20 protein-coding genes and 4 pseudogenes are annotated in these 26,923 nt (G+C 68.1%); 17 read left to right on the top strand and 7 right to left on the bottom strand.

The genetic code is table 11. The features are described from left to right. Nucleotides 1-522: 522 nt before the first annotated feature. From ABZ490_RS23765 to ABZ490_RS23755, 3 genes are all read left to right on the top strand, one after another. Entirely contained in the window at nt 523-2,967 is a 2,445-nt protein-coding gene (locus ABZ490_RS23765; protein ID WP_358993149.1) for a glycoside hydrolase family 2 TIM barrel-domain containing protein, read from the top strand. Nucleotides 2,968-3,003: 36 nt separating this feature from the next. Next, nucleotides 3,004-5,112, top strand: a complete 2,109-nt coding sequence (locus tag ABZ490_RS23760) for a hypothetical protein (RefSeq protein ID WP_358993146.1) — start codon at nt 3,004-3,006, stop codon at nt 5,110-5,112. A gap of 714 nt (nt 5,113-5,826) precedes the next feature. Next, nucleotides 5,827-6,189, top strand: coding sequence for a hypothetical protein (locus ABZ490_RS23755; protein ID WP_358993143.1), 363 nt, complete (start codon nt 5,827-5,829; stop codon nt 6,187-6,189). Nucleotides 6,190-7,192: 1,003 nt separating this feature from the next. Here the strand turns inward: ABZ490_RS23755 and ABZ490_RS23750 are convergent. After that, nucleotides 7,193-8,665, bottom strand: a complete 1,473-nt coding sequence (locus tag ABZ490_RS23750) for an MFS transporter (RefSeq protein WP_358993140.1) — start codon at nt 8,663-8,665, stop codon at nt 7,193-7,195. Nucleotides 8,666-9,293: 628 nt separating this feature from the next. Between ABZ490_RS23750 and ABZ490_RS23745 the strand changes: the two genes are divergently transcribed. The 4 genes from ABZ490_RS23745 (at nt 9,294) to ABZ490_RS23730 (ending at nt 12,009) form a co-directional block, all read left to right on the top strand. Next, nucleotides 9,294-9,650, top strand: a complete 357-nt coding sequence (locus ABZ490_RS23745; protein ID WP_358993136.1) for a transposase domain-containing protein — start codon at nt 9,294-9,296, stop codon at nt 9,648-9,650. A gap of 74 nt (nt 9,651-9,724) precedes the next feature. Next, entirely contained in the window at nt 9,725-9,964 is a 240-nt protein-coding gene (locus tag ABZ490_RS23740; RefSeq protein ID WP_358993133.1) for a hypothetical protein, read from the top strand. Nucleotides 9,965-10,009: 45 nt separating this feature from the next. Then, nucleotides 10,010-10,156 (top strand): hypothetical protein, encoded by a 147-nt coding sequence (locus tag ABZ490_RS23735; RefSeq protein WP_358993130.1) that lies wholly within the window; start codon nt 10,010-10,012, stop codon nt 10,154-10,156. Nucleotides 10,157-10,545: 389 nt separating this feature from the next. Continuing rightward, nucleotides 10,546-12,009: a thioester domain-containing protein gene (locus ABZ490_RS23730; protein WP_358993127.1), complete on the top strand. Its 1,464-nt coding sequence runs from the start codon at nt 10,546-10,548 to the stop codon at nt 12,007-12,009. A 217-nt stretch (nt 12,010-12,226) separates the two neighbouring features. On the opposite strand, the pseudogene ABZ490_RS23725 reads toward ABZ490_RS23730, so the two are convergent. From ABZ490_RS23725 to ABZ490_RS23715, 3 pseudogenes are all read right to left on the bottom strand, one after another. Continuing rightward, nucleotides 12,227-13,245 (bottom strand): annotated as a pseudogene (locus tag ABZ490_RS23725) (IS5 family transposase). A gap of 71 nt (nt 13,246-13,316) precedes the next feature. Continuing rightward, nucleotides 13,317-13,490 (bottom strand): annotated as a pseudogene (locus ABZ490_RS23720) (IS5/IS1182 family transposase); the annotation flags it as partial. Between the two features lie 131 nt (nt 13,491-13,621). Beyond that, nucleotides 13,622-14,814, bottom strand: a pseudogene (locus tag ABZ490_RS23715) (IS110 family transposase). Nucleotides 14,815-14,887: 73 nt separating this feature from the next. Between ABZ490_RS23715 and ABZ490_RS23710 the strand changes: the two are divergent. Further along, on the top strand, nt 14,888-15,355 hold the full coding sequence (locus ABZ490_RS23710) for a transposase family protein (RefSeq protein ID WP_358993123.1): 468 nt from the start codon (nt 14,888-14,890) through the stop codon (nt 15,353-15,355). Here the strand turns inward: ABZ490_RS23710 and ABZ490_RS23705 are convergent. After that, nucleotides 15,351-15,749 (bottom strand): annotated as a pseudogene (locus ABZ490_RS23705) (MFS transporter); the annotation flags it as partial. The gene ABZ490_RS23710 and the pseudogene ABZ490_RS23705 sit on opposite strands and share 5 nt — an antisense overlap. 345 nt (nt 15,750-16,094) lie before the next feature. On the opposite strand from ABZ490_RS23705, the gene ABZ490_RS23700 reads away from it, so the two are divergent. Together ABZ490_RS23700 and ABZ490_RS23695 are read left to right on the top strand one after the other, a co-directional pair. Continuing rightward, nucleotides 16,095-16,748 carry a TetR family transcriptional regulator gene (locus ABZ490_RS23700; RefSeq protein WP_358993120.1) on the top strand — a complete coding sequence of 218 codons (654 nt, stop codon included), beginning with the start codon at nt 16,095-16,097 and terminating at the stop codon, nt 16,746-16,748. Nucleotides 16,749-16,857: 109 nt separating this feature from the next. Continuing rightward, nucleotides 16,858-17,508 (top strand): TetR family transcriptional regulator, encoded by a 651-nt coding sequence (locus tag ABZ490_RS23695; protein ID WP_358993117.1) that lies wholly within the window; start codon nt 16,858-16,860, stop codon nt 17,506-17,508. A gap of 18 nt (nt 17,509-17,526) precedes the next feature. On the opposite strand, the gene ABZ490_RS23690 is transcribed toward ABZ490_RS23695, so the two are convergent. Further along, nucleotides 17,527-19,410: an RICIN domain-containing protein gene (locus ABZ490_RS23690; RefSeq protein WP_358993114.1), complete on the bottom strand. Its 1,884-nt coding sequence runs from the start codon at nt 19,408-19,410 to the stop codon at nt 17,527-17,529. A 309-nt stretch (nt 19,411-19,719) separates the two neighbouring features. Between ABZ490_RS23690 and ABZ490_RS23685 the strand changes: the two genes are divergently transcribed. The 7 genes from ABZ490_RS23685 to ABZ490_RS23655 all read left to right on the top strand — a co-directional run bounded on the left by ABZ490_RS23685 (nt 19,720) and on the right by ABZ490_RS23655 (nt 26,498). Further along, nucleotides 19,720-20,748 (top strand): LacI family DNA-binding transcriptional regulator, encoded by a 1,029-nt coding sequence (locus tag ABZ490_RS23685; protein ID WP_358993111.1) that lies wholly within the window; start codon nt 19,720-19,722, stop codon nt 20,746-20,748. A 116-nt stretch (nt 20,749-20,864) separates the two neighbouring features. Further along, nucleotides 20,865-22,106, top strand: a complete 1,242-nt coding sequence (locus tag ABZ490_RS23680; RefSeq protein ID WP_358993108.1) for an extracellular solute-binding protein — start codon at nt 20,865-20,867, stop codon at nt 22,104-22,106. A gap of 20 nt (nt 22,107-22,126) precedes the next feature. Beyond that, complete coding sequence (locus tag ABZ490_RS23675; protein ID WP_358993105.1) at nt 22,127-23,116, top strand: sugar ABC transporter permease; 990 nt, start codon at nt 22,127-22,129, stop codon at nt 23,114-23,116. Next, the gene (locus tag ABZ490_RS23670) at nt 23,113-23,964 is read left to right on the top strand and encodes a carbohydrate ABC transporter permease (protein ID WP_358993102.1); all 852 of its coding nucleotides are present in this window, start codon (nt 23,113-23,115) and stop codon (nt 23,962-23,964) included. The genes ABZ490_RS23675 and ABZ490_RS23670 overlap by 4 nt, the downstream gene beginning before the upstream one ends. 41 nt (nt 23,965-24,005) lie before the next feature. Then, nucleotides 24,006-25,742 carry a trehalase family glycosidase gene (locus ABZ490_RS23665; RefSeq protein WP_358993099.1) on the top strand — a complete coding sequence of 579 codons (1,737 nt, stop codon included), beginning with the start codon at nt 24,006-24,008 and terminating at the stop codon, nt 25,740-25,742. Nucleotides 25,743-25,830: 88 nt separating this feature from the next. Continuing rightward, nucleotides 25,831-26,217, top strand: coding sequence for a LacI family DNA-binding transcriptional regulator (locus ABZ490_RS23660; protein WP_358993096.1), 387 nt, complete (start codon nt 25,831-25,833; stop codon nt 26,215-26,217). Further along, the gene (locus ABZ490_RS23655) at nt 26,217-26,498 is read left to right on the top strand and encodes a hypothetical protein (protein ID WP_358993093.1); all 282 of its coding nucleotides are present in this window, start codon (nt 26,217-26,219) and stop codon (nt 26,496-26,498) included. The genes ABZ490_RS23660 and ABZ490_RS23655 overlap by 1 nt, the downstream gene beginning before the upstream one ends. A gap of 35 nt (nt 26,499-26,533) precedes the next feature. Here the strand turns inward: ABZ490_RS23655 and ABZ490_RS23650 are convergent. Beyond that, nucleotides 26,534-26,923, bottom strand: a 390-nt coding sequence (locus tag ABZ490_RS23650; RefSeq protein WP_358993091.1) for a transposase family protein, incomplete at its 5' end; no start/stop codon positions are given.

Genomic DNA, 26,923 nt, shown 5'->3' with positions numbered 1-26,923 from the left:
CGGGTCGGGGATGGGCGTCCATACGTCGACCGTCAGCCGGTCAGCGCTCTTCGGCGTGGCCCACGCGAGGCGGGAGACGCGCAAGGCTAACGGAGAGGCGGCGGAACGTAGGCGGAGGCCTCGCGTACCCCGTCCCGGGTGTGCACCGGCCTGCGGCCACCGAGGCGTGCCTCGGTGGAGGGCGGGTGCGTGCGCGGCATCCCGTGGAGACGGTCACGTCGACTTCCCCGCGACCACGCATCACGCCTGAGGCTGTACAGACCCGGTAGGGCACCGGGTCGTGCATCTCCGGGTCTGTCCATGGTGACCTCCTGCTGGGCGGTCGACAGGCTGCCACTCATGCCGAAAACAAGGCAATGACTCGATTCGGTTCAGTTCGGACCGGGGCGTGCGCCCGAGTCCGCCGCTTCCCGTGATCGCGATGGGTGGACTCACCGTAATGAATTTTTTTAGATGATAGATTTTGGCTTCCGGGGTGTCATGGTCTCTCCCGGTGACGAGCTGCGAACTGATGGAGTCCGCATGATCCGCACGTCCTTCAACGACGGCTGGCAGGTCCGGCCCAAGGTCAACCCGTTCTCCGAACTCTCCGGTCAGGCTGTCCCCTTCATCCCGGTCACTTTGCCGCACGACGCGATGATCGGGCAGCCGCGGACCGCTCCTGGCGGCGACGTTACGCTGGACCGGGCCGCAGGCGCCTACTTCCCGGGCGGAGTCTTCGAGTACCGCAAGGTCTTCGCCGTTCCCGAGGAGTACCGGGGCAAGCGGGTCTTCCTCGAGTTCGAGGGCGTCCACCGCGATGCCACCGTGTACATCAACGGCGACTACGCGGGCCAACGGCCGTACGGCTACTCGCACTTCCACATCGACGCGGACCGCTTCCTGCGCTTCGGGCAGGACAACGAGATCCGCGTCGAGGCCCGGGCGCACCGGGACTCGCGCTGGTACACCGGTGCGGGCATCTACCGGGACACCTGGCTCCTGGTCGGCGAGGCCGTCCGCATCGTGCCCGACGGCCTCCGGGTCACCACTCCCGACATCGACGGCTCGCGCGCCGTCGTCGAGGTCGTGACGCTCGTCGCCAACGACTCGATCGAGGTGCGTACGTTCCCCGTGGTCACGGAGATACGGGACGCGTCCGGCGGCGTCGTCGCGAGCGACGTGTCGAGGGTGACAGTGCTGCCGGGGGAACCCGCGACGGTCCGGCAGCGGCTGTACGTCCCCTCCCCGGGCCTCTGGAGCCCCGAGACTCCCACCCTCTACAGCTGCCGGGTGGTCCTCGGCGACGTGGACGAGGAGACGGTCTCCTTCGGGATCCGCTCGCTGCAACTGGACCCCGAGCACGGGCTGCGGATCAACGGCGAGACCGTGAAACTCCGCGGCTCCTGCGTTCACCACGACAACGGGGTCCTCGGCGCGGCCACCTACGGCCGTGCCGAGGAACGCCGCGTGCGGATCCTCAAGGAGGCCGGGTTCAACGCGATCCGCAGCTCTCACCAGCCGATGAGCAAGCCGATGCTGGACGCCTGCGACCGCCTCGGCATGCTGGTGGTCGACGAGACGTTCGACGTGTGGACGATCGGCAAGAGCGAGTTCGACTACAGCCTGAGCTTCCCGGAGTGGTGGGAGCGGGATGTCGAGGCGATGGTCGCCAAGGACGTCAACCACCCCAGCGTGATCATGTACTCGATCGGCAACGAGATCCCCGAGACGGGCTCGCCGTTCGGCGCTGTGTGGGGACGCAGACTCGCCGAGAAGGTCCGCTCCCTGGATCCCACGCGCTACGTCACCAACGCGGTCAACGGCATGCTGGCCGTCATGTCCGAACTGGCCGTCCTTCAGCAGCAGTGGCTGGAGCAGGCGGCGAAGGACGGCGTAGGAATCAACACCCTCATGGCCGAGGCGGACGACGCGATGAACACCGTCAGCTCCTCCGAGCTGGTCACCGAGCGCACGGCCGAGTCCTTCGCGGTCCTCGACGTGGCCGGTATGAACTACGCCGAGGGCCGTTACGCCCTGGACCGCGACCTGTTCCCGAACCGGATCATCCTCGGGACGGAGACGTTCCCCACCCACATCGACGGCAACTGGGAACTGGTGAAACAGTACGGCCACGTCATCGGTGACTTCACCTGGACCGGCTGGGACTACCTGGGCGAGGTCGGCATCGGCAGACCCCAGTACCGCACCGAGGGCGACGGACCGTTGCAGCCCCACAACGCGCCGTACCCGTACCTCGTCGCGGACTGCGGCGACATCGACATCACGGGGTACCGCCGGCCGGCCTCCTACTACCGGGAGATCGTCCTCGGCCTGCGCGCCGAGCCGTACATCGCGGTCCGCAGGCCTGAGCACCACGGTCGGATCTGGGCCGGATCGCCCTGGGCCTGGAGCCACACCGTCTCCAGCTGGACCTGGCCCGGGTACGACGGCAAGCCGATCACGGTCGAGGTCTACAGTGACGCCCACGAGGTGGAACTCATCGGCAACGGCACCTCGTTGGGGCGCCGGCCAGTGGGGCCCAAGCACCGGTTTCGTACCGAGTTCGACATCGTCCACACCCCGGGCGAACTGGTCGCGGTCGCCTACCGGGACGGCGTCGAGACCAGTCGTACCAGCCTCCGTTCGGCCGACGGCCCGGTGCGGCTGACCGCCAAGGCCGAGCGGGAGGTCGTGGGGGCCACGGGCGGGGATCTGGCGTACGTCACCCTGAACCTGACCGACGGGCAGGGCACCCGCCACACCGCGGCCGACCGGCCGGTGCGCGTCGAGGTGTCCGGAGCGGCGGAGCTGATCGGTTTCGGCAGCGCGGCCCCCTCCACCGAGGAGCGCTTCGACGCCGCCGAGCGCCATACGTACGAAGGACGGGCGCTGGCCGTGCTGCGGCCCACCGGAGTCGGCAAGATCAGTCTTATCGCGAGCGCACCGGGCTGCGACCCGGTGGCCGTCGTCGTCACGGCCGAGTAGCCGGACAGCCGCAACTACCAGGAACGGTATCCATCCATGATCGACCGTGAATCCCTCGTCCGCCGCCACAGCGTCGAGATCACCCGGCCCGACCCCGCGCACGTCCTGACGGTCGGCAACGGAGACTTCGCCTACACCGCCGACATCACTGGCATGCAGACCTTCGTCTCCTACCACGACCAGGCCACGGCCTTCGCCGAGCAGCGGCTCGCCGTGCACAACGCGACCATGTCCAACTGGGGCTGGCACTCCATGCCCAACCCCGACGGCTTCGTCCTCGACGACGCGATGACGACATACGAGACGGCACGCGGGCCCGTGCAGTACCCGGACAAGTTCGACATGAGCGCGATCACGGGCGGCGAGATCGCCGAGGAGTTCCGCGCCGGGGCCTGGCTCAACGCCAACCCGCAGCGGATCGACCTCGGACGCATCGGACTGCAGCTGTGCTCCGCCCCCGGGGCGGAGCCGGAGACGCACCCCGAGGCGCTTGCCGACCCCCGCCAGCGACTCGACCTCTGGACAGGCACGCTCACCAGTACCTTCGAGTATGCCGGTCAGGAGGTGCGCGTCACCACGGTCGCCGACCCGCACCACGCCCGGGTCGCCTTCCGCATCGAGTCCGAGCTGGTGGCGAGTGGTCTCGCCGCCGTTGTTCTGAAGTTCCCCTACGCCAGCGACGGCTTCTTCCAGACCTCCGACTGGACCTCGCCCGAACAGCACACCTCGACCCTGGAGCCGCTGGGGGAAGGAGCGGCCCGCATCCGTCGCGTGCTCGACGACACGAACTACGCGGTACGGCTGGACTGGACCGAGGGCGCGCTGTCCGCGGCGGAGGAGCCGCACGAGTTCGTGCTGACCGGCTCGGCGCACACGCTGGAGTTGGTGGCCGGCTTCTCGCCGGACCCGGACGACGAGCCCGGCCGTACCTCCTTCAGCGCCGTGGCGGACGCCGCCGCCTCCTGGTGGCGCGACTTCTGGACCTCGGGCGCGGCCGTCGACTTCACCGGCAGCACCGATCCGCGGGCCGCGGAACTCGAGCGCCGCGTGGTGCTCTCGCAGTACCTGACCGCCGTGCACGGCTCCGGCAAGCTCCCGCCCCAGGAGACGGGACTGGTCGCCAATTCCTGGGGCGGCAAGTTCCATCTGGAGATGCACTGGTGGCACGCGGCCCACTTCGCCACCTGGGGCCGCCCCGAACTCCTCGAACGGAGCATGGACTGGTACCTCTCCATCCTCGACTCCGCGCGCGCCACCGCCCGTCGGCAGAGCTACGAGGGCGCCCGCTGGCCCAAGCACGTGGGCCCCGACGGGCGGGAGAGCCCCTCGGACATCGGGGCACTGCTCATCTGGCAGCAGCCCCACCCGCTGTACCTGCTCGAACTGCTCCACCGGGCCCGACCGGAGGACAAGCGCCCCGAGTTGGTCGCCCGGTTCGCCGAACTCGTCGAAGAGACGGCGCGGTTCATGGCCTCCTTCGTGGACGAGCGCGACGGGGCGTTCCATCTGCCCGCGCCGGTCATGCCCGCACAGGAGTTCTACGACGCCAGGACCACCGAGGACCCCACCTTCGAACTCGCCTACTGGTGGTGGGGGTTGGAGATCGCGCAGACCTGGCGGGAACGCCTCGGACAGGAACGGGACAAGCGGTGGCAGCAGATCCAGGACAACCTGGCCGCCCCGCACCAGAGGGACAGCCGCTACACCGCGGTCGCGACCGAACCCTTCCTGCGCCGTGATGACCACCCCTCGCTCCTGTGCGCCCTCGGAGTCGTCCCGGCCGGCCCGATCGTCGCCGCGGACGTCATGGAGGCGACCCTCGTCGACGTCCTCGGCGACTGGAAGTGGGACTCCGCCTGGGGCTGGGACTTCCCCGTGATGGCGATGACCGCGACCCGTGTCGGCCGTCCGGACCTCGCGGTGGACGCCCTGCTGATGGACACCCCGAAGAACGCCTACTCGGTGGTCGGGCACAACCCGCAGATCGGAGCACTCCTGCCGCTCTACAACCCGGCAAACGGTGGCCTGCTGGCAGCCGTGTCCCTCATGGTGGCTGGCTGGGACGGCGCCGACGCCGACTGCCCCGGCTTCCCGCGTGACGGTGGCTGGCAAGTCCGGCACGAGGGCCTCACCGTCTGGCCCTGACCGCCGCTCCACCACCCGCGAACGAGAGAACCGGACGGAACCGGACATGACCCGTGACGCCGGGGGGCCTGGCTCACGCTGGGGCAGCAGGTCGCCCAGCTCACCGGCTCAGCATGCCCGAGCGCTTCGCCCCCCGGACAACGACAGCACTGTCATCCCGGGCATCGACACGAGTCGTGTGAAGGAGCTGCGTCTCCATGGGTGGGGTATCTCTCGACCGCCTCGTTCCTCCGCGGTGGCGCGGATGTCCTACGGGACTGGTTGGCCAGGATCCAGGTCGCGGTGCCCGAGTTGTCCCGCCTCGGCATCGGTGCCCCCATCCACAACGAAGGCATCAACGGCTTCCTGTACGGCTCGGGCTCCCAGTTCCCCAAGGCCTGGGAGCCCGAGCCGGCCGGACAGCAAACGCGACCCGCGCTGGGCCGCGTCCACGGGACATACGGCGAGGGCCCGGAGCTGTCGGCGCAGATCTCCGTCGCGTTCGTGCAGGCCATGCAGCAAGGGCCCAGGAATCCTCGCCGCCGGCAAGAACTTCCTCGGCCACCACAGCTCGGAGGGCATGCTGAACCAGGCGGCGACCCAGCTGGAGTGAAGGTCGAACTCCAACCACGAGACCGCCGGAGTGTCGGTGGCCGCCAACCGTCGGCTGCTCACCGAGTTCCTCTGGGACACCCTCGGGTTCGACGGCATGATGGTCAGCGACCATGACTCGTCGTGGTCGGCCCTGCCGCCGACGAACTGCGTGTCAACTTCGGCGCCTACACCTCCGGCGCCCATGTGGAGACACCCCTGGGCATGACGGCCGTCACGGAGGTCAGGGTGCCCGGCATCGCCCCGGCGGCATTCGACTTCACCGACCTATTCCAGACCCGTATGCCCGGCATGTACGGGAACTTCGAGCGACTGGCTCGCGTCCTGCATCCCGATGTTGTCACGGTGGGCGAGACCGTGCGCGCACTCGATGTCGGGACCAAATTCGTGTCACTGGGTTCCGTCGAGAAGGACGGCTTGCTCTACGTCGAATGCGTACGGGGCGCGCTGCTCACAGCCAGCGGCAAGCCGCTGGACCGCTGCTGACGGAGGAGGTGGCGCGCGTCTCCGACGCGGTGCTGCTCGCACCGTTCCTCGGCGAGGATGCCGGTTCCACGATCGCACCCACTGTGTAGGGCCGGATCAACGCCAGTGGCAAGCTACCCGGCACTTTCCCGCGGCACGTGGCCCGACTGCGCCTACCTCCCGGCCATCACCATGGCAGCGGCTACGACCACCCGACGGGCACCCGCCGTGGCTACGGTGGCCTGGACGCGCAGGCCCCCTCGACGCCTTCGGCCACGGACTGTCACACACCACCCTCAGCGCCGAACTCGACGAACCGGCTGGCGGGCGACGGCACTCGTCATCCGGTCCCGGTCGACGCGCCCGCGTCGCGTGGCTGTGGCTCACAGAGAGCCTGACGGTGCAGTCCGGCGACCGCACGCTCGAGCGCGTGTGCGGCTCTCGCCCGTTCCACGGCGATCCGGCTCCGCGACCGGAGCACCCCCGCCCGGGCGCTTTGTCGCTCGCGTATTCCTTCCTCCACTTGCCGCTTCCGGCCCTGGACGGCGAGACGGCGGCCGACATGCGGGAGCTGCTGGCACTGTTACGGTTCACCACGGTCGGCGTCGAGCACATGGTGCGCAACAACATGGGTCGGCCGACCGCCTGCTCGCGACACCGATGCCCGGCGCCGCTCACCTCGCGGGTTCCCCGCCACCGGCATCGTCCTGGCCGAATACCAGGCTCTGCGGCCATCCGGCGACCTGCCGGTCCGACAACTGTTCAAGGAGGCCGACCGCTCGCTCGATTTCTTGGCTACGGCGCTCGCGGGCTGACCGTACGCGGACGATGAAGGGGGCCCCGGCGCGGGAGTCACCGGGCCCCTCTTGTGCGGGACCGTCGGTGCACCGGCGGCTGGTCCGAATCGCTCGATGCCGGGAAGGGCCCGCCCGCTGAACGGACTCTCACGACACGACACAGCGGCCGACTCCGGCAGACGGCCGGAGCCGAGCGTTGCCCGGTGGGGGAGGCAGGTCCCCGCCGCTCAGGCCGCTACGGCTGCCTTGCCGACCTCCGCCTCGTCAAGGGTCTTGGCCTTGGGGATCAGCGCCACGAGCAGGGTGCCGACCGCGATCACTCCGGCGAACAGCAAGAACCCCTTGGTGAAGCTGCTGTCGACGTAGAAGGCGGTGCCCTTCATGACGTGGCTGTTCTGCGCGACGACGACGAACGCCACCTGGGTGAGCACGCCCTGCAGAACACCGCTCATCATGTTCTGCACACCGTTGCCCAGTGTCTGTTCCTCCGGTTTGACCGACTCGATGACCATGATCGGGACAAGGGCCACGACCATGCCCATGCCAATACCGCTGATCACGCCGATGAACATGAGTTGCGCGACGCTGTAGTGATACTGGGAGATGAGTGCGATACCCACGGCCGTCAGCGTGCCTCCGACGGCGAGCAGGATGCGCGAGTCGATACGCCGCACGAGGGCGCCGGTCGCCACGGAGACCGCGATGAGGAGCACGCTGTTGGGCGCGCTGACCCAGGCGTTCTTGGTGGCGGTCCAGCCCAGGCCGTCGGACAGTCCCGGGATCTTCGGCATCAGTACGAGCAGGTTCAGCACCGTGCCGTTGGCGTAGACCGCTCCCATGATCATGCCGGTGACCAGGAACGTCGACCAGATGCGGCGGCGTCCGAGCAGGCTGATCGGGAACATCGGGTGCGGGACCTTGCTCTCCACCAGGACGAACACGACCACCGCCAGCAGACCGCCGCCGATGAAGGACATGGTGTTGGCGCTGGTCCACCCCCAGCCCTCGCCCTTGCCGACGCCGTAGACAACGGAGGTCAGGCCGCCGCCCAGCAGGATGCCGCCGATCCAGTCGACGGGGGTGCGCGGCTCCCGCACCTTGCTCTCGGGCACTATGAACAGCAGCGCCAGCAGGCTGATCCCGGTGGCGATCACCATGAACCACAGGACGCCCCGGTAACCGTGGTCATCGAGGATTGTGCCGGACAGGAAGGGGCCGCCGAGGGCCAGCACACCCATGCCGCCGCCGAGGAATCCACTGGCGGGACCCACCAACTTGGGCGGGAACACGTCACGGGTCAGCGCGTAGACGAGCGCGAGCGACGGACCGTAGAAGCCGGCGATGGCACGGCCGATGAGCAGGGTCTCGAAGTTCGTCGAGAAGGCTGCGACCAGGTCACCGATGAAGCCGAGCGTGGTGATGATCACCAGCATGCGCTTCTTGCCGATGATGCCGGCGAACTTGACGATGAACGGCGTCGAGAACACGCCTATGAGCAGGCCGATCTGGCCGAACCAGGCGATCTGCGTGGTGTGGTAGTGGATCGCGATCTCGGCCTGGGCGTTCGAGCCCATCAGGCCGATCAGGCCGTTCAGCTGGGATGCCCACAGCAGCGCGATGAGGATCAGTGCGAACCTCGCACCGAATCCGGTCTTGCCGGGGTCCTCCTGTTGGTGCGGTGACTCGACGTTGAGTGTCATGCGGCACCCCTGACCTCTCGTACGGGTGGAGCCCGTGTGCTCCCAGCGCGCAGGCTAGCCTCGAATTTTTTTAGACGGTAGATTTTCGACACGGTTACATTTCTGTGACTTGGAGGCGGCTGCACGAGCAGCCCCTCGACCTGCCGGTCTTGCCTTGAGGAGACGGTGGCCGACAGAAGCAGGGCGCTGGCGACCTGCGTGCCACGCCAGTGAGCCGGCCACGTGCTTCGCGCCCGCGAGGACCGCTGCTGTCAGCGCCCTGGGCGCGGCGTTTCGGGCGCGGTCCGCAGAGCCGGCGGTGGGGGCGGCCGCCAAAGACTTCGCCGTCGGCCTTCGAGCGCGTCGCTCCCAGGCCCGCTCCGCTGCCGTCGCGACCGCCTGAAATCGTCTCCACGGCGTCCCGGCCACCGTGAACAGGCGGCAGCAGCCCGCTGGCCGGGGAAGCCCGTGCGAGGGAACTCCCGTTGGGGCTGCCGGCGTTCGCCCACCATCGGCGGTGATCGACACAGCCCTGCGGGATGGGCCGCTGTTTCGGAGGGTGCGCACGCCGGGGTTCCGACCGGGGTCGGCGAACGGTTCGGCGCGGTGCCGGTGACCGCCCTCGGGGGTAATGCCGTTGCGTTAGCTCGTGGGCGTAGGCTGCTGGGCAGTGTTCCCGGGGGTGGTTCGGGTGTCTGGGGATGTCGGCGAGTTATCGGGCCTGGGTTTGCTGGCCTGGGTGTATCCGTCCGGTCTGGTGGATCGTGCGGTGGCCGTGTGCGGTCGTGCGGAACAACGCAGACGCCTGCTGCGGGCCCGGCTGGTGGTGTACTTCGTGCTCGGGCTGGCCCTGTTCTCGCCGGCGCCGTATCTGGACGTGATGCGGCATCTGGTCGAGGGCCTGCGGAGCCAGGGTCTGCTGGGTGACTGGCGGGTTCCGGCGGAATCGTCGCCGTTCAGGGCCCGTCACTGCTGGTCCACCACGCGCTGCGCGAGCCGATGGTGAGAACCGCCGCCACCCGGGGTCTGGATCCCGACCAGGTCTCCTTCCCTGAGACCTTGCGCTCTGCCCGGCGGAGCGTGACCGTCACGCCGGGCAGTTTTTTCCTTGACCTGCTGCTCAGAGCGCTCGTTCTGCTCCAGCACGACCTGCTGGAACGACTCCTGCCGCACAGACGCCTGCGCAGCCGGCGCCGCGTCGTCAAACGCAAGATGTCCAGCCACCGGCTCAAACGGTCTGAGCACCACACCTGGCCCCAGCCCACCCGCACCGGCACCCGAGCAGTCAGCATCAAACGACTCCAACCCACCAACCCGTAAAGCACGGCATCGCCACTAGCCGTACGCCGTCGTCGCATCGGAGCCGTGTTCCTCGGGACCGGCACCACCCTCGGCTCCACCTCGGTCGACGCGTACGCCCCTGCCGCCACCGCGTTCGAGGAGCGGGTGCACCTCCCGCCCCGGCTCCCGCAGCGTCGGCCACCAGGCCTCGGGGCGCCTCGACCGCCCTGATCTTCCGCGCCCCCGCCGACACGATGGCCAACCCCTGACGTCCAGCCACGAGGGCACGCCCGATATACCCGTCCGGCTATTCAGACATATATGTAACCATAAGCATCAGGGGGTCAAAAGGTTAACCTTGACCGTTCGGTATCTATATGGTTTCTTTTCAAGGTCTTTTCAATCCCTTCACATTGCAACAACGACATTGAAGATATGTAGACATTCCCGGAAGGTGTACCCGGGGTGCATAACGATTCTGATTCGGAATGATCACCAAAAGTTTTTGTCCGTTTGTTTGTAAAAAGCGTTTCCTAGGGTTTGGCGAGTAGCTCGAACTACTCGCAGGCGAGGCGCGCCCGGCGGACCAGCCAAGTGGGCCTCGCCCGGAGGGGAAACACATGTACAGAGTGGGAAGCGGCGGGATCTCTCGGCTCGCCGTCGCTGTTTTGGCCGCCGGCGTGCTAACGGGTGGTGCCCTGGCCAGCGCGGGAGCTGCGTTCGCGGATGAATCCGCGTCGAACGCCGGAGGAGCTTCCGCCACGCTGGGCGGGCCGGTGGACGGTGCCTTCCAGGTCGCGTTCGTCAAGCAGGACGGTCGGCTTCAGAGGACCATAGCCGGGCTGTACGGAATGAAGCTGGATAATGGAGGGCGGATCCAGACCTACTGCGTCGACATCCACCAGCCGGCCAAGAACTTCGCGAAATACCAAGAAGTCCCCTGGAAGTCCTCTTCCCTCGAATCCAATCCGGACGCGGGGAAGATCAACTGGATTCTGGAGAACTCCTACCCCAACGTGACCGACCTCAACGCGCTGGCCAGGGCCGCCGGGGTGGACAACGGCAGGCTGACGGCGGAGCAGGCCGCCGCGGGTACGCAGGTCGCCATCTGGCGCTTCTCCGACCATCTCGATGTGACGGCTGAGGACAAGAGGTCGGAGAAGCTGGCCGACTACCTCCAGGAGAACGCCACGCACTCCGCGGAGCCCGACGCGTCCCTCAGCCTCAACCCGCCCGCCGTCTCCGGCAAGTCGGGCGAGAAGCTCGGACCGGTGACGGTCAGCACCAACGCGGGCTCCGTACAGATCGCCACGAGTCCCGGCACCCCGGCCGGCGTCAAGCTCGTCGACAAGAAGGGTTCGGAGGTGACGAGCGCCAAGGACGGCGACGATGTGTTCTTCGACGTTCCAGCCGGCACCCCGGACGGCACCACCTCGCTGACCGCCAAGGCCAGCACGAAGGTCCCCGTCGGCCGCGTCTTCACCAGCGGCGAGGGCGACAAGCGCAGCCAGACCCAGATCGTGGCCGGTTCCACCGAGAGCAGCGTGACCTCCACGGCCACCGCCAACTGGGCCGCCAAGGGCCCGATCCCGGCGGCGCACGCCGTGGTCAACTGCGCGAAGGGCGGCGTGGACGTCACCGTCTCCAACGAGGGTGACAAGCCGTTCGCCTACACCGTCGACGACAAGGAGCTGACGGTACAGCCGGGCGGGTCGGAGACCACCACGGTCCCGGTCGGCGAGGACGAGGCGTACAAGATCGTCGTCAAGGGCGCCAACGGCTTCGAGGAGACCTTCGAAGGCGTACGGGACTGCGAGACCGCCAGCACCACCGGTGGCGGCGGCACGACCGGTGGTTCGACCGACACGCCCGGCACCGGGACCTCCACGTCGCCATCGGGCGGCCCGAGCGCGGCCTCGACCGGTGGCTCCTCCGGCTCCGGTGAGACCACGGGCGGCGATCTCGCCCAGACCGGTGGCAGCAGCGCCACCCCGCTGATCGCCGGTATCGCGCTGGTCCTCGTCGCGGTCGGCGGCGGCGCGGTGTTCTTCCTGCGCAAGAAGAGCGCACCCCAGGCCCCGTAACGGCCGATGCAGCTGTAGCTGCACCTGTGTTGATTGCTTCCGGGCCCCGGACATCCCCTCGGATGTCCGGGGCCCTACGCGTACCCCGTGCCTCTTTCCCGTCTGCCGACGCGGCGATTACGACGATCACCAGGGGAGAATGATGCGTGAGTTCACCGACCGGAGGTGGTTCTGCCCGTGATGTCCGTCTGGGACTAGAGGCTGTTCGGGGTTTGGATCATGTGGTTGAGGTGATGTGCTTCAACCACATGAGCGATGCTCTGAGGTGCAGTCCTGCCTCGTAGCTCTCGGGGGACTTGTCGTAGCGGGTGGCGAGTCCGCGCCAGGTCTTGATCTTCTGGAAGCAGCGTTCCACGGTGTTGCGCTGCCTGTAGCGGTGCGCGTCGAAGGCGACGGGGCGACCGCCGGCCGAGCCCTTCCTGCGGCGGTTGGCCACCTGGTCGTCCTTTTCCGGGATGACTGCGGTGATCCCGCGTCTGCGCAGGTAGGCGCGGTTGTCCTTGGACGAGTAGACCTTGTCGGCGGCCACCGCACCGGGCCGGGTGCGCGGGCGGCCCCTCGGACCTGCGACACGGACCCGGTCCAGTACCGCCCGGAACTGCGGGCAGTCCGCAGCCTGGCCCGGGGTCAGCACGAGCACCAGAGGCAGACCCGCCGCGTCGACCGCAGCATGGACCTTGCTGCTCAGTCCGCCTCTGGACCTGCCGAGCATGGCGGCCTTCGCACGTGCCCGGCGACGGCGCCGTGTCGCGGACCGCTTCCGGTCCTTCTCCTCTGCATCGCCCGCACCGGGTGCGGCCCGCGGCGCATCACCCGCAGAACGGGTCCCTGCTCCGGCAGCGGAACCCCCTTTTCCTCGGTCAGGGCCTGTTCGAGAGCGTCCAGGGTCTCCCCGGCGATCGCCAGGCCTGCCGATTCGTGATGCGCCCGCACGATCGTGGAATCCACACTGACCAGTTCCAGCCCGACCCGCCCGCGTGCGGCCGCCTCGGCGATCAGGCCGTCCATCAACGCCTGGAACACCCCGGCCTTCGACCAGGCGCTGAACCGCGAGTACACCGTGGACCAGGGCCCGTAGCGCTCCGGGACATCACGCCAGCCGCTACCAGTACGGAACCTCCACAACACCCCGTTGAACTGGTCCCGCACCCGCCGCGGCAGCGGACCCGTCGCCGCCACCGGCAGACGAGCCTCGATCAACACCCACTCGGCATCCGTCACATCAAAACGCGCCACACGCGACTTCTACCAGCCCGGACCAGCACACCACCGAGCATCAACAAGATCCGAACTCCGAACAGCCCCTAGTGCACGCCGACCAGCAGCACCCGCTCGGCCAGCGGCGGTGACCACGGCCGACCCCGCAACGTGCCGTTGCCGCCCCGCTCCCGCACCACCTTCAGCAGACCCGAGAACTGCGTCAACCGCAGCCCCGGGAACGTCTCCACCCGCACCCGCTCAGCCTTGAATGCACCAGCCATGCAAGGGAGATGCCCAGCTCAGAGCCTTGTGCAACGCGCTTTACGACCTCGTGCACGGCAGGCCGTGGCTCGGCGGCCAGGCCGCTCGTTGAATCTCAATGACCTGTCAAGTGCCGCAGGAGGCGGGAGCTTCAGCTGCTGGCCGGGGCTGGCGCTGGGGTGAGTGTGTAGCGGCGGTGGTCTCGGAGCATCGCCCGCAGCATGTCGACGCGGCGGCGGGCGAGAGCCAGGATGGCCTGGACGTGACGCAGCCCCTCGGACCGTTTGCGCAGGTAGAAGTCTCTGGAGGGGCCGGGATGCATCATGGCGCTCTGTGCCGAGAGGTAAAAGACCCAGCGCAGGCGGCGATCGTACCGTTGGGGCCGGTGTAGGTTGCCTGTGCGGCGTCCGGAGTCGCGCGGGACGGGGGCCAGGCAGGCGTGGGCAGCCAAGCGGCCCGCGTCGCGGTAGGACGACAGATCTCCGGCGACAGCGATGAACTCGGCGCCCAGGATGGGGCCCATGCCGGGCAGCGACTCGATGATGTCGGCGCGGAAGGTTTCGCGGATCTCGTGGTCGGTGGCCGTGATCCGTCCGTCGAGCGCGAGCAGTTGGTGGGCCAGCTCAGCCAGAAGGGCTGCGGCACGGGTCTCGCCCGGCAGGACGGTGTGTTGCTGATTCGCCGCTTCGACGGCCTTCTCCGCGATTTCTGGGGGCTGCGGACCTTGCGATGCTGAAGCCACGTGGCCAGCCGTTTCACGCCGGTGCGTCGCAGGGCAGTAGGGGTTTGATAGTGCGTCAGCATGACGACTGCGCCCTTGGAGCGGGCATAGTCGAAGGCGCCCTCCAGGGCCGGGCTGATTCCGCACAGCAGGTCGCGCATCCGGTTGATGAGGCGGACTCGGTCCGCGATCAGATCGCGTCGGTTGGCGGTCAGAAGCCGGAGGGTGCAGACCTGTTCGGGCGGGATCGTGATCGTGCTGAAGTCCCGCCGGACGCGGGCCATGTCCGCGATGATCAGGGCGTCCTTCGCGTCCGTCTTTCCCTCGCCACGGTAGCCTTCGGCGGCACGGCTCACGCTCCGGCCCGGCACGTAGGTGATCTGCTGGTTGTGGGCGGCGAGCAGGACCAGCAGCAGTGTTGCGGTCTTGCCCCTCAGGTCGACTGCCCACCGGACTTCGTCTGCGGTTTCGCAGGCGGTGGCGATGAGGCTGAGGATCTCCGACTCGTCGTTCGGGATCTTCCGGGAGAAGACTGCTTCACCGGCGGCGTTGATCGCTACGGCCCAGTGGTGGCTCTTGCCGACGTCGATTCCGGCCCATATGCGTTCGCTCCGATTGTCCACTGATACGGCTCCGTTCCTTGCTGACCTTTTCGTTGGTCCCTTGGAACACTCCGCAGCAGGCCCTTAACCAGCGATGACCGCAGATCTCAATCAGCAACACAGAGCGTCCCGGAGGACCAGGTGGCCATTCAACGAAAGCCACAACAACAGCAACCGGGCATCAGCCATGCCGGGTCCTCCTGGACCGTCGCCATTGTCCAGCAGTCTGGTATCAGCCGTGCCTGGTCCTCCTGGACCGCCACTGATTCTTAAGGAACTGGGCATGGTGGGGGCTGGTGCACGTGAGTTGATCGTGGCGGAGTACCGGGTCACCGGGTTGTCGCCGACGGTGATTGCTGAACTCGTTGCTGAGGTGGGGCCGTTGTGGCACCACCAGCATCAGGCACGCCTGACGGCCCGACCGCGGCGACGGGCTGTGGGAGCCGGGGTGAAGCACAAGTTCGTCTACGTCGACCGACTGCTGGTCACCTTGGTGAATCTGCGCCACGGCACCACTCATGACGTGCTGGCCTGCTGGTTCGGCGTGGACCGCGCCGCATGATGCTGAGACCCAGCGGAATGACACCTGCGGACAAGCCCTGCGGCAGACGCCCGATGATCATCGGCGTGAGGGAGTCGCTCAGCGCGACGAAGAACGAGCCTGCCGTGACCATGACCAGGCTGACCAGGAGCATGCGGCGCTTGCCGTACATGTCGCCGAGGCGTCCGGCGATCGGCGTGGCCACGGCGGCGGCGAGCAGAGTCGCGGTGACGGCCCAGGCGGCGTCGGACGCGGGGGCGTCGAGGAGCTTGGGGAGCTCCGGGACGATGGGGATCACCAGGGTCTGCATCAGCGAGACCACGATTCCGGCGAACGCCAGCACCGTCACGATGATGCCCGTTTTCGGTGGGGCTGCCCCTGTGGCGTCCGAGGTCTGGGTGGGGGTGTCGGACATGGTTGGATCCGTCTGTGCAGGCGGTCGCCGGCGAACCCGTCGAGGGATGATTTAAATCAATGGGTTGATTTAAAATGTGGTCCGAGGTGGCCACGTGTTCAAGTAGGGGTCTGTGAGTCGTGCCGAACATGGTAAGGATGGGTAGGGGTGCGCAGATCGTGAGAGGTTTGATACGGCAGGTGACAGGGCTGACGAAGACCGCCTTGTGCGGGGATGTCTGACCATGGTCGGCTTCACATTGCGTACGCTTTTGTCGTTTGTCCTTCCCGGCTCAGCCGGTAATCAGTGGCGGCCGTGCGGGACTGGCCGTCACGGATCGGTCCGTGTCCCGATGTGGTGGTGGTGATGGCAGGCAAGACCAGGCGCGACGAGCAGGTCAGCGCGACGCGCGAGGCGCTGTTGAACGCGGCGGAGCGGCTGTTCGCCGAGCACGGTGTGTACGCGGTCGCGAACCGGCAGATCAGCGAAGCCGCCGGGCAGGGCAACAATGCCGCGGTCACGTATCACTTCGGTACAAAATCCGATCTGGTGCGCGCCATCGTGTACAAGCATGCCGTGCAGATCGACGGCCTCCGCGCCCGGCAGCTCGCCGAGATCGGCCATTCGAACGACGTTCGGGACTGGGTGGCGTGTGCCGTCCGGTCGGTCACCGGCCACCTGGAGTCGCTGGGCAGTCCAAGCTGGTACGCCCGCTTCATCGGGCAGGTCACCGCCGATCCCGCTCTGCAGTCCATCGCCTACGAAGCGTTCTATGAGGCTTCTCCTACGCTGCGCGCGGTGCAGGACGGCCTCAACAGCTGTCTGGGGGACCTGCCCCCGGGTGTGCACGCCGAGCGCGTCGCCATGACCCGCCATCTGATAACGCAGATGTGCGTGGAGCGGGAGCGGGCACTGGCCGAAGGGACCCCCACGCCCCGGGGCTCGTGGCAGGAGGCTGCGGGTGGCCTGATCGACGCGATCGTCGCGATCTGGCAGGCGCCGGTGACCCCGGGGCCGTGACGTGAGGCCGGGCAGTTCGCACTTTTCCTTTTCTAAATCAATCGATTGACTTACTTTGGTTGAGTGATGTTGCCTGATTGATCGACGACATCGAGTCGAGGGAGGTTCGATGACCACGGCGGTCGGCGCGACACGAAACGAAGTGGCCCGCGGTACGCGTGAGTTGATCCTGGACGCGGCGGAGCGGCTGTTCGCCGAGCGCGGTGTGCACGCGGTCGCGAACCGGCAGATCAGCGAGGCCGCCGGGCAGGGGAACAACGCCGCGGTGAGCTACCACTTCGGCACCAAGACCGACCTGATCCGCGCCATAGTCCGCCGCCACGCGTCGCAGGTCGAGGAGATCAGGGCACGGCTCGTGGCCGAGACCCTGAACTCCACCGACCTGCGCGACCTGGTGGCCTGTCTGGTGCGACCCGTTCCGGAGTACCTGGCGGCCCGGGGCACCCCCAGCTGGTACGCGCGGTTCTGCGTCCAGGTCATGGGCGACCCGGTACTCCACACCCTGATGGTCGAGGAGATCTTCGCTTCCCCCGCCATGTGGGAGCTGCTCGCACGCCTGAACCGCTACTTGCCGGAGCTGCCGCCCGCGGTGCTGGCGGAGCGGATCGCCATGGCACGCCATCTGATCCTCCAGGCGTGCGCGGAACGGGAGCGCGCCCTGGCTGCGGGTGTTCCCACAGCGCGGGAGAGCTGGAACAGTACCGCCACCGGACTGATCGACGTGATCGTCGCCGTCTGGCGTGCTCCCGTGAGCTGCTAGCTGTCCCCCGGCACAGGGTCAGGCCTTGCCCTGCAGCCGCCAGATCTGGTTCTTCTTGGTGCTCAGCGCGCTCGCCGCGTCGCAGGTCCACTGATGGACCAGGGCACCGGCCGCGGTGGACACGTTGCTGACGTCGACGCACTTGCCGCTGTGGACGGCGACCAGCTGGTAGTCCTTGCTGTTGCCGAGCGCGGTGACGGGGCTGAGGGTGAACTGCTGGTTGGTGCCTCCGCTGCAGGTGTACTGGATGACGGCGGCACCGTCGGCGGTGGAGGCCCCCGAGATGTCGAGGCACTTGCCGCTGAGCTCGTTGACCACGGTGTAGGTGTTGGTCCTGCCGCTGACCGGTTTGAGGTCGAGCATCTGCTGGTAGCCGCCCTCGCAGTACCACTGCTGGTACTGGGTGCCGTTGGCGGTGCTCAGGTTGGTGTCGTCCAGGCACTGACCGCTGTTCTCGCTGACCGCGACGGTGGAGACGGTGGTGTTGGACGGCGGGAGCAGGGTGACGGTGTAGCCGTCCTTGGCGTTGGACCAGGGGATGCTGAGCGAGGCCGCGTTGTTGCTGACGCTCAGCGTGGTGTCGGAGATCGTCTCGGGTCCGGTCACCGCGGCGCCGTTGTTGTAGGGGACACGTTGGACGACTGCGCGGACCTGCCCGTTCTCCACCACCGATGTGGTGTTCAGTCCGGTGAGGTTGACGGTGACGGTTCCGGTGTTGCCGTTACTGCCGAGCAGGATCTTGGCGTTCCTGGCGGTGTTGTCCTTGGTGGCCAGTCCGTCGGTGCCGGTGCCGGGGATCAGGTTGACGATGTTTCCGGTCTGGGAGCCGTAGTAGCGGTACGTGAACCACTCGCCGAGCGGGAGGTACTGCCCGGCGCTGTTCTTGGTGAGCAGGTTGGCCTCGTAGTCGTGCAGGTTGGTGCCGCCGCCCCAGTTGCCGCGCAGGCCGTCGGCGCCGGCCCGTTCCAGGCGGCCCGTGAACCAGGCTCCGCCGCCCGGGGACTGCATGGACAGCGTGGCGTACTCGTTGATCTGGTACGGGCGGGTGTTGGTGAGCCCGGCCGCGGAGAGCGTGGAGTTGGCGCGGCCGACGTCCGTGACCGGGTCACCGGGCTCGTCGTGCCAGCTGTAGATGTCCGGGGCGACGTTGTTGGCCTTGACGTAGTTCAGGTACGTCGTCCACCAGGAGTTGGAGGAGTTGGGCTGGCCCGCGGTGCTGGGTCCGACGATGAGCTGGCCGGGGAAGGCCGAGCGGACCTTGGCGTAGAACCGGGACCACATCTGCAGGTACTGGCTCTGGGAGCGGCCCCAGAAGTTGCTGCCGTCGGGTTCGTTCCACAGGTCCCACTCGACGGTCATGTTGTTGGCTTTGACATCGCTGATGAGCTGGGCGACGAAGTTGTCGAACTGCGTCCAGTCCCCGTTGTCGCCAGGCCAGCCCTGGCTGGTGGTGCCGTCCGCGCCCCACAGGTCGTGCGGGAGCAGCACGAAGGTGCCGCCGAGGGCGGCGGTCCGCTTGTACTGCGCCAGGGTCGAGTTCCAGCGGGTCTGGTAGTCGGCGAGGCTGGTGGCGTAGCCGCCGCTGTTGAGCTGTGCGCCGCCGGCCCGCATGAAGTGCCACTTGATGTCCTTGAAGAAGTGGTCCTGCGGGAGCGAGCCGTCCGGCGTCATGCCGTAGATCATTCCGGAGGCGTGGTAAGTGGGGGCACTGCCGGCCGTGGCGAAGTCGACCGTGACGCCGGTGTCGGCGGCACGCGAGGAGGCGGCGGGCAGCAGGCTCGTCGCCAGAGCGGTCAGCAGAACGCTGACGACGGCTGCGCCACGCCGCCGACGGGGGCGGCGTCTCGGGCGCTCGGGTGTCTGGGCGGATCTGGACTGCGGACGTGGTGAACGCAGCAGCATGCGGCTCTCCCGGATGTTCGGGGGGATTTTTGGAGGGGCCGGGCCGACCCATTCGATGTGAGGTGACCCGGGCAGCAGGGGCCGCGGCGGCTGACATCGTCGCGTGACGCGGCCGGGTCGAACCGGTTCGCCGGGAAGCTAGCACCGTCGGAAACAGATCAGCAATACCTTGAACAGGGACAAGATGACTCTCCGCGGAATCGTGGAGGAGGGGTTGACACGGGCGTTCCGCGCTCCTAACTTCCCCCTGACGCGAACCGGTTCGACAGCCGAGTCGCTCGTCTCGAACCGGTTCGACGAAGGAGTCCCGTGAACATCGGTGAGATCGCCCGGCGGGCCGGTGTGTCCCGGAGCACCGTGTCGTACGCGCTCAGCGGCAAACGCCCGGTTTCGGAGGACACCCGGCGGAAGATCCAGCGCGTCATCGACGAACTGGGCTATCGGCCCAACGCGAGCGCCCGCGCCCTGGCCAACGGCCGCACCAGCACCCTCGGCCTGGTCTTCCCGCCGGCCGGCAACCACTACACCGGTATGCAGCTCGACTTCATCGGCAGCGTGGTGGAGGCAGCGGCGGCCTACGACTACGACGTCCTGCTCTCGCCGAGCGGAGCGGACAGCGACCGTTCGTTCCAGCGGCTGCTGGCCGAGCGTCGGGTCGACGGCGCCATCCTGATGGAGATCAGGCTCGAGGACGACCGGATCGACCACCTCGTCGCCGAGAACTTCCCTGCCGTCTGCATAGGGCGTACGGCGCGCCCGGACGGCGACTGGTGGGTAGGCCTCGACCACACCACGCTCACTACCGCGTGCGTCCACCACCTCGCCGACCTCGGCCACCGCAGGATCGCCTTCGTGAACCGGCCCGAGCGACTGCTGCGTGCCGGATACGAATCGGCGCACCGCGGCCTGGAGGGTTTCACCAAGGCTGCGGCCGAGCGCGGGCTCGACGTGCAGACCTACTGCTGCGGCGACGACGCCCCTGCCGGGGAGGCCTGCGTCGAGCAGATCCTGCACAACGACCCGGGCACCACGGCACTGGTCACGCTCAACGAGGCGGCCCTGGGCGGCATCTACCGGGGACTGGCGGCGGCCGGCCGCCATGTGCCGCGCGACTTCTCCGTCACCGGCGTCGTCGCCAGCCGCTGGGCGGAGACGGTGACCCCCCAGCTGACTGCTGCCGACGTACCGGCGGAGGAGATGGGACGCCTCGCGGTCGAACTGCTCGTCGAGCGGCTGGACCAGCCCGTCGCCGCCGCGCGCCACCACATGCTCGCCCCGCCCATTTCCCTGCGCTCCAGCACCGGCCCCGCTCTCGGGGCCCCGGGCGCGGGTGCCTGACACCCTCGAACTTCTCCCCACGTCCAGTTCCGCTCGCTCGTCGGCCCACACCCGGCCGACGGCTTCCCGACCCGCACCTTCGGCATGCCCTTGCCGAAAACACGAAGGAACGCGTCATGAACGGATCCACCGGACGGCGGCTGACCGCCGCGGCCCTGACCGTCGTCGCCATCGCCACCGCGACCACCGCCTGCTCGTCCGGCGGCAGCTCGTCAGCGAACGGGGACAGCAAGGGTACGTACACCATCTGGGACCCCTACCCGCAGTTCGCGAAGGGCTCGGCCTGGGCGAAGCTGCTGGACGGCTGCGGCACCGAGGCCGGAGTCAAGATCAAGCGGACCGCGTTCGACACGAGCGACCTGGCGAACAAGGCGCTGCTGGCGGCGCAGCAGGGCAATTCCCCGGACGTCATGATCGTGGACAACCCGGTGGTGTCGACCCTGGCGGAGGCAGGCGTCCTGACCACCACCGCGGACAACAAGGTGGACACCTCGAAGGTCGACCCCAACCTGCTGGCCGCCGGACAGTCCGGCGGCAAGACCTACGGGACCCCCATCGGTGCCAACACCCTCGCGCTCTATTACAACAAGGACGTCCTGAAGAAGGCCGGCGTCGACATCGCCTCCGTCAAGGACTGGGCCTCCCTCACGGCGGCCCTCGACAAGGCCAAGAAGTCGGGCAAGAAGGGCATCACCTTCTCCGCCATCGGCACCGAGGAGGGCAGCTTCCAGTTCCTGCCCTGGTTCTGGGGCGCGGGCGGCAAGCTCACCCAGCTCGACTCCGCCCAGGGCGACTCGGCGCTGAGCCTGTGGGGCAACTGGCTGAAGAAGGGCTACGCGCCCAACTCGGTGCTCAACAACACCCAGACCACCAGCTGGCAGGAGTTCGCCACCGGCGACTACGCCTTCGCCGAGAACGGCACCTGGCAGCTCGCCAACGCCGACAAGGCCGGCTTCGACTACGGCGTGCTGCCGATACCCGCGGCCTCCGGCGGCAACGCCGCGGCCCCGACCGGCGGCGAGTTCGTCACCCTCCCCGTCCAGAAGGACACCGGTCGCTACGCCACCTCGCGCAAGCTGGTCTCCTGCCTGACCAACGACGCCAACCTGTACGAGACCGACACCACGCTGTCGTACGTGGCCCCGGTCAGTGCCGTGCAGGACAAGCAGGTCGCATCGAACGCCAAGCTGAAGCCGTGGGTCGACGCGGTCAAGGCGGCCAAGGGGCGCACCAGCGACGACCTCGGCACCAAGTACCCCAAGATCTCCGAGCAGATGTGGAAGGCGGTCCAGACAGCCCTGAGCGGGGCCAAGTCCCCGAAGGACGCACTCGCCGCGGCCCAGAGTGCCGCCAAGTGACCCGATCGTAGGGACTGTCGATGAACCGCACGACGCACATGGCGGAGCGCGGGCCCGTGCTCGACGGGAGCGGGGCGGCCACCGCCGCCCCGGCTCCGGCCGGTACCTCGCCCCGGCGCCGCCGCAGCCCGGCCTCCCAGCAGTGGGCCGCCTGGGCCTTCCTCGCCCCGGTCACGCTCTACCTCGGCCTCTTCTACGCCTATCCGCTCTATCGCAACCTCGACCTCAGCCTGCGCAACTACACCGTCCGGTCCTTCGTCCAGGGCGACGCACCCTTCTCCGGACTCGCCAACTACCGCACCGTCTTCGACGATCCGACCTTCGGCCCGGCGCTGACCCACACCGTGGTGTTCACGATCGTGTGCCTGTTCTTCCAGTACGCCATCGGTCTGGCCCTCGCGGTCTTCTTCAACCAGCACTTCCGGCTCTCGGCCACCCTGCGCGCCCTGTTCCTCGTACCGTGGCTGCTGCCGCTCATCGTGTCCGCGTCCACCTGGTCGTGGATGCTCAACAGCGACTCGGGGGTGGTCAACGCCGCCCTGCACGCCATCGGCGCCGCCCCGGTGAACTGGCTGACGTCACCGTCCTGGTCGCTGGTCTCGGTGATCATCGCCAACGTCTGGATCGGCATCCCCTTCAACCTGGTCGTGCTCTACAGCGGCCTGCAGTCGATCCCCGACAGCCTGTACGAGGCCGCAGCGCTCGACGGCGCGGGAGCCTGGCGGCGTTTCTGGCACATCACGTTCCCGCTGCTGCGGCCGGTCTCCGCGATCACCCTGCTGTTGGGTCTCGTCTATACGCTCAAGGTCTTCGACATCATCTGGATCATGACCAAGGGCGGTCCGGCCGACTCCTCCACCACCTTCGCCACCTGGTCCTACCGGCTCGGTTTCGGCAACCTGCTGCCCGCCTTCGGTCCCGGAGCGGCCGTCGGTAATCTGCTGGTCGCCGCCGCCCTGGTCTTCGGCCTGGTGTATCTGAGGGTCCAGCGAAAGCAGTACGCCTCATGACCAGCATCGCGACCGGCCTTCGCCCGCGCCGGGCAGGGCGCTCCACCTGGTGGAAGACGGCCATCGGGGTCCTCCTGACGGGCATCATGCTCTTTCCGGTCTACTGGATGGTGAACGCGTCCTTCACCCGTGACCAGGACATCCGCAAGAGTCCGCCCGACCTGTTCCCCGTGCACGGCACGCTGGACGGCTACCGGGCCGTCCTGGACGACCAGTTGCCGTATCTCGGCACCAGTCTCGTCATCGGCCTGGGCACGGTTGTGCTGACCGTGGCGCTGGCCGCACCCGCCGGCTACGCGCTGGCGAAGCTCCGCCCGCGGGGCGGCGGCGTGCTCAGCTTCCTCTTCCTGGTCGCGCAGATGATCCCCGGCATCATCATGGCGATGGGCTTCTACGCCATCTACCTCCAGCTCGGTCTGCTCCAGTCCGTCCCCGGGCTGATCGTCGCGGACTCGACGCTCGCCGTCCCCTTCGCCGTGCTGATCTTCACCGCCTTCATGTCCGGCATCCCGGGCGAACTGCTCCAGGCCGCGACGACGGACGGAGCGGGGCCCGTGCGCACCTTCTGGTCGATCGTGCTGCCCGTGAGTCGCAACGCCGTGGTCACGGTCTCCCTTTTCGCATTCCTGTGGTCCTGGTCCGACTTCGTCTTCGCCAGCACCCTCGTCAACGGCGGTTCACAGGAGCCGATCACCCTCGGCATCTACCACTACATCGGCAACAACAACCAGCAGTGGAACGCCATCATGGCCACGGCCGTCGTCGCCTCCCTGCCGGCCGCCGTCATCCTCGTCCTCGCCCAGCGCTATGTCGCCGCCGGAGTGAGCGCCGGAGCCGTGAAGGACTGACCGACCGTCCGTGTCCCGTACGAGAAACGAGTGGAACTTTCATGACCGCCGCCCGATCTGGCCCGGTTTTCTCCGTCCATGACATCCCCTTCAGCACACACGGATCCTGGTTCGACATCTCCCCAGTCCTGGGCGAGAAGACGTACGCCGAAGACCTTCACCTGGTCTCCCACCAGAACGGCATGCACGGCGTCCTGCGGTTCGTCCCCCTGGACGCCACCACGGGCGAGCGGACGGACACCCGTGTGGTGGCGACACCCAGTCTGCTCAGCTGGACCGGCGACAGCGGCCGCATCGACCTCGTCCACGAGTCCCCGGACACCGTGCGCCTGCGCGGGCGGGGCCTCAACCTGCGGGTCACCGGGGCCGCGTCCACCCTGACGCCTTTCACGGGCACCTATTTCTTCCACGACCCGGTGGACGGGGCACATGTGTTCACGGCCTACGAGACGGGCCGCCGTTATCGCGTCACCGTCCTCTCCGGCGTCGCGGCCGAGGTCTCGGGAGACCAGGCGCTGGGCGGCGCGGAGCGCGGTCTGACGATCACGGCGGCGGCGGGCGGCACCTGGGAAGCGGCCGTCGAGGAACTGGACAGCGCACGACGGCCCCGCACTTCGTCTGCGGCGTTCGACGAGGTCGTGACCGCCGCAGAGCACGCCTTCACGGCATTCACCGACGAGGTGGCCCCCTGGCGCTCGTCCCGCACACCGGCGGCCGAACTCGCCGCCTACGTCCTGTGGTCCGCGACGGTCGCGCCGGCCGGGTTCGTCACCCGGAGCGGGGTGCTGATGTCCAAGCACTGGATGGACAAGGTGTGGAGCTGGGACCACTGCTTCAACGCCCTGGCCCTGGCGCCCGGCGCGCCGGTGCTGGCCTGGGACCAGTTCTGCCTGCCGTTCGACCACCAGGACGAGAGCGGGGCCCTGCCCGACTCGGTGACCCACTCCGAGGTGCTGTACAACTTCGTCAAACCACCCATCCACGGCTGGACGCTGGGACTGCTGCGGCGCAGGCTCGGCGAACCCCTGAGCCGTACCGAACTGGCAGACGCATACGGCCGTTTGGTGCGCTGGACGGGCTTCTGGCTGACGGCACGCCGGACGTCGGGAGCCGCCCTGCCCCACTACCAGCACGGCAACGACAGCGGCTGGGACAACGCCACCACCTTCGATCCCGAACGCCTGGTCGTCACCGCCGACCTGGCCGCCTTCCTCGTTCTTCAGCTGCATGAACTCGCGACGCTGGCGGCTGACTTGGGCCTGGACGACGAGTCCCGGCGCTGGACGAGGCTCGCGACGTCGACGCAGGAGGCGATGCTGGACGAACTGTGGACGGGGGAGCGATTCCTGGCCCGGGGCGTCGACAGCGGCCGGCGGTGGGCAAGCTCCAGTCTGCTGGACCTGATGCCGATCGTTCTCGGCGAGCATCTGCCCGAGAGCGTGGCCAAGCCCCTCGCGGTCCGGATCGAGGCCCACCTGACCGCACACGGCCTGGCCACCGAACTGCCGACCTCCGAGTACTACCGTCCCGACGGCTACTGGCGCGGCCCGATCTGGGCACCGGCCACCGTGCTGGTCGAGGACGGCCTGCGCCGCGCCGGACACCAGCGGCTGGCGGACAAGATCAGCGCATGCTTCCGGAACCTGTGCGAGACGCACGGTTTTGCGGAGAACTTCGACGCGCTGGCGGGCACGGGGCTGCGCGACCGCGCCTACACCTGGACGGCAGCCGCATACCTGCTGCTCGCCGAGGCCCACGAACAGGAGCACACGGCGTAGAGGCGAACTCCTTCAATCCCGTAAATGTGTCGAACAAATCGGTCTCCTCGCGAGGACCGCGTTCCCGCTCGACCCTTGGAGAGAATCGGTGCCCGTACGACCGGGCAGCGAGAGGGCGGAGAGATCCGCGCGTGCCCGCAGAGCGACCAGCGCGGACGTGGCCCGGCTCGCGGGGGTGTCCCGGACCACGGTGAGCGACGTCCTCAACGACCAGCGGGTCGACCGCTATCGCCCCGACACCGTCGAGCGGGTGCGCCAGGCGGCAGCGGAGTTGGGATACGTCCGTTCGACGGCCGGCCGGGCCCTGGTCATGGGCCGCAGCGACTTCATCGTCGTGGTGGTGCCTCATGTGACGTACATGCGGTTCCAGGACCTCATCGAGGCCCTTACGAGCCACGTAGAGGAGTGCGGATTCAACGCCGTCGTGCACCTCGGGGGCCCAAGGAAGAGGGTGATCCGGGGCGGAGCCGGCTGATGAACCTCGTCGAGGGCCTGCGCCCTGCCGGAGTCATCGAGCTGGGCGGTCTGTCCACCGAGGACATCGCTCACATCGAGCGGAACTGCTGCCCTGTGATCTCGCAGGAGCCGCCCGCGGACGTCAGTGTCTGGATCGGCTTGCTGCAGGCCGAGCACCTTCACTCCCGGGGCTTCACCGACATCGCGTACGCGTTCCTGTCAGATGCCAGGGGCGAGCCGTACGGAAAGGCACAGGCCACCACGTCGTCCGGGCCTAAAGCGCGTTGCAGAATGCCGTGATTTTGCAGGTCAGGGCGCGGCCATGGCTGTTCTGGTCATGCGGTCAGGGCGAGGTTGTGCATGTGTGCGACGGCTTGGACTGCGTGGTGGAGGCCGTCGCCGTGCTGTCGGCAGTCTCGGAGGATCTTGTAGTGCTTCAGACGGCCGATCGCGTGCTCGACCCGCGCGCGGACACGGCGATGCTCCTTGTTGTCGGCTTCCTCGCCGGCCAGCAGGGGCCGGCCGGGCCGTTTGCGGTGCGGGACGACGAGGCCGGTGTTGAGGTAGGCGCCGTCGCCGAGCACCGTGACGCCCTGGCACTGCTCCGGCAGGCCGGAGCTGCGCCAGACGTGGGCGTCGGCCTTGTTGCCCGGGGCGGGACGGGCGGTGGCCACGACCAGGCGTGTGTCGGCGTCGATGATGACCTGCACGTTCGCCGAGAACCG

Origin of the sequence: Streptomyces sp. NPDC005811, from assembly GCF_040630405.1 — a bacterium.
GTDB lineage: Bacteria > Actinomycetota > Actinomycetes > Streptomycetales > Streptomycetaceae > Streptomyces.
This window is presented reverse-complemented; position numbering and strand designations above follow the sequence as displayed.